Origin of the sequence: Pseudomonas sp. PB103, from assembly GCF_009764635.1 — a bacterium.
Classification (GTDB): domain Bacteria; phylum Pseudomonadota; class Gammaproteobacteria; order Pseudomonadales; family Pseudomonadaceae; genus Aquipseudomonas.
Map to the genome: position 1 here is coordinate 1 of NZ_RWIL01000059.1, position 3,014 is coordinate 3,014.

Annotated in this window: 2 protein-coding genes; both read right to left on the reverse strand. The window is 59.4% G+C overall.

Annotated elements, in window-relative coordinates; translation table 11 throughout:
* Positions 1–315: 315 nt before the first annotated feature.
* Complete coding sequence (locus tag EJA70_RS11690; protein WP_008082469.1) at positions 316–1,554, reverse strand: M20/M25/M40 family metallo-hydrolase; 1,239 nt, start codon at positions 1,552–1,554, stop codon at positions 316–318.
* A 214-nt stretch (positions 1,555–1,768) separates the two neighbouring features.
* A complete protein-coding gene (locus EJA70_RS11695; RefSeq protein ID WP_158830850.1) occupies positions 1,769–2,842 on the reverse strand; it encodes a diguanylate cyclase in 1,074 nt (357 codons plus the stop codon).
* Positions 2,843–3,014: the final 172 nt, after the last annotated feature.

Here is a 3,014-nt window from a genome sequence, read left to right on the forward strand (position 1 = left end):
CTGGCAAGCCAGCTCCCACAGGTTATGCGGCCAACCATGGCTTAATGGCTCATACCAAATCCTTTGGGCTGAGTGATGGATTGGCCGGGCTGACGCCATCGCTGGCAAGCCAGCTCCCACAGGTTATACGGCCAACCATGGCTTAATGGCTCATACCAAATCCTTTGGGCTGAGTGATGGATTGACCGGGCTGACGCCATCGCTGGCAAGCCAGGCTCCCACAGGTTATGCGGTTCGACATTGATTGATGGTTCAGCACCAAACCCTGTGGGAGCTGGCTTGCCAGCGATGAGGCCAGCCGCTGCACCGCTAATCTCACGACGATTTGGACAACTCCATGATCATCCGCGACAACAGATAAATCCGCGGCGCCACGCTCGCCACTTCGGCGTATTCCTCAGGCGTATGAATATTGCCACCGACAATCCCGAACCCATCCAGCGTCGGCGTGCCTACTCCAGCGGACAGACTGGCATCCGCCGCACCACCACTGCCCTCCTCGGTCAACTTGCGTCCGATCTCGCCGTAAATCCCTTGGGCCATGGCCATCAGGCGATCCGACTCGGGGGTCTGCGGCATCGGTGGCAAACCTCGCTGCAACGAAGTCTTCACTTCTGTCTCAGCAATCAGCTTGTCCTGCGACACCCGCGCCAGATCCTTCTCGATCCGATCAAACTCTTCCGGCACCGCCGCGCGCACATCCGCCTTGGCCGTGGCCTGGTCGGGAATCACGTTGGTGCGGTCGCCGGCCTTGAGCACGGTGAAATTGATGGTGGTTTTCTTCGCTTCATCACCGAGCTTGCCCAGTTGCAGAATCTGGTGCGCCACCTCCATCGCGGCGTTGCGTCCCAGTTCTGGCGCGACACCGGCGTGCGCTGCCTTGCCCTTGACCTCGACCAGCGCCGTCGCGCTGCCCTTGCGCCACACCACCAGGCCATCGGCCGGGCGACCGGGCTCCAGATTGAGGGTCACGTCGTGCTGTTTGGCGGTTTTCTTGATCAGGTCGGTGGCGACGTCCGAACCGGTTTCCTCGCTGGCGTCGAGCAGGAAGGTGATTTGTGCGTAGTCTTTGAAGTCGAGGTTTTTCAGGACTTTCAGCGCGTAGATCCCGGCAACGATGCCGCCCTTGTCGTCCATCACCCCCGGACCGTAGGCGCGGCCGTCCTTGATATGAAACGGTCGCTCGGCGGCGGAGCCCTCCTTGAACACCGTGTCCATGTGCGCCATCAGCAGGATTTTCGCCTTGCCGGTGCCTTTGAACGTGGCCAGCACATGGTTGGATTTTTCCGGCGTATTCGGTACCAGCTCGATCGTCGCGCCAAGCTTTTTCAGCTCATCGATGGCGATCTCGCTGACTTGCTTGAGGCCCGGTTCATACCCGGAGCCGGAGTCGATATTGACCAGCCGTTCCAGCAGTTTCAGTGCATCAGGCTGATATTGCTCAGCATCGGCCAGTACTTGTTTATGCGGTTCGGCAAAGGCACTGGCCGCAGAGAATGCGAGGGACAGACCCAGGCTTGCGGCCAACAGAGAGCGGGAAAAGGAGAACGTCATGAAGCGATCCTTGTTTCGCGTCGGGGGGATTTAACCGTACCCGACATCGGCGCGACGCTCTACTCCCAATACGACATCACTCTGACCCACACCGAACACCTGTTCCCGAACACCTGTAGGAGCTGCCGAAGGCTGCGATCTTTTGATCTTGCTTAAAAAATCAGAATCAAAAGATCGCAGCCTGCGGCAGCTCCTACAGGGGATTTGTGGGGGGTCAGACTGAGTCGAGCAGTTCGCGCCTGGGCTTGTTGTCGCAGTTGCACATCACCCGATTGCGTCCGTTGGCCTTGGCTTCGTACAGCGCCTGATCGGCGTCATTGAGCCAGCGCGTCGCATCGACATGGGACGGATCCCACGCCGCCAGGCCAATGCTGAGACTGACTTTCAACGCCGGATTCTGCTCATACCCCAACGTGATAAAACGCTCGCGCAACGCTTCCATGGCCTGAGCAGCGTTGAACAGCGGCAGCTCCGGCAGAATCACGCAAAACTCATCGCCGCCGTAACGCCCGGCAATGTCGGTGGCGCGCAGGTTCTGCTTGAGCAACTTGCTCAGTTGGCGCAGCACAATGTCACCGGCGACATGGCCGTAGGTGTCATTGATCGCTTTGAAATGGTCGATGTCGATCAAGGCAATCGCCGCGCCCTGCTTCTGCCGTTTGCAGCGCTGAAAAGCGATCTCCAGTTGATCCTTCCACGCACCGTGGTTGAGCAGACCGGTGAGGCTGTCGGTGCGGCTCAGGGCCAGCAACTCACGTTTGTGCCGGCCCAGGGTGTGGGCCTGACGAAAGCACAGCAAGCCCAATGCCAGCGGATACAGCATCAACATCGGCAGGCACGCATACAGTTGCAGCGGCGAGGTTGACGGAATGAACGCCGGGGCGAAGACCACCAGACCGACGCCCACCCCGAGAATCTGCGCGGCCGCGCCGGCCAGCAGAAAACGCACGCCGCCGATGGCGACATTGTTCATCGCCATCATCGAAATCGTCGTGGCGCTGGGCAGCGGATTGAAATGCATGGCAGCGACCCAGAAGCCGCCGAGAAAAGCGTCGATCAGCAGGTTTCGATGTTCGGCGTGATAAGGCGTCGGCGAGCGGCGCGCCCATTGAAAGGCCAGATGCGGCCAGAGCAGGCCGTTGAACAGCATCAGCGCCCAGACCCACAGCGGCGGATCGAGCGGGTACATCGCCACGCTGACGCACACAAGCCCGAGCAGCAGCCCGAGGGTTCGCGACGTATAGAGCCTCCTGGCCAATGAAAGTCCCTTTCCTCCCGTGTTTCCCATAAGGGCCTCGATTACTCGACGTAACCTGCACACCGTAGGACGGCTGTGTTGGGAGTCTATCAGGGCGACGTTAAATAGCCATCACTGCGCAAGCCATGTAGGAGCTGACGAGTGAAACGAGGCTGCGATCTTTTGATCTTGATTCTGAAAAAAAAGATCAAAAGATCGCAGC

Bases quoted from the DNA above. Each gene is read 5' to 3' on its own strand.
- EJA70_RS11690 (WP_008082469.1), bottom strand. From the start codon at position 1,554: ATGACGTTCTCCTTTTCCCGCTCTCTGTTGGCCGCAAGCCTGGGTCTG.
- EJA70_RS11695 (WP_158830850.1), bottom strand. From the start codon at position 2,842: ATGGGAAACACGGGAGGAAAGGGACTTTCATTGGCCAGGAGGCTCTAT.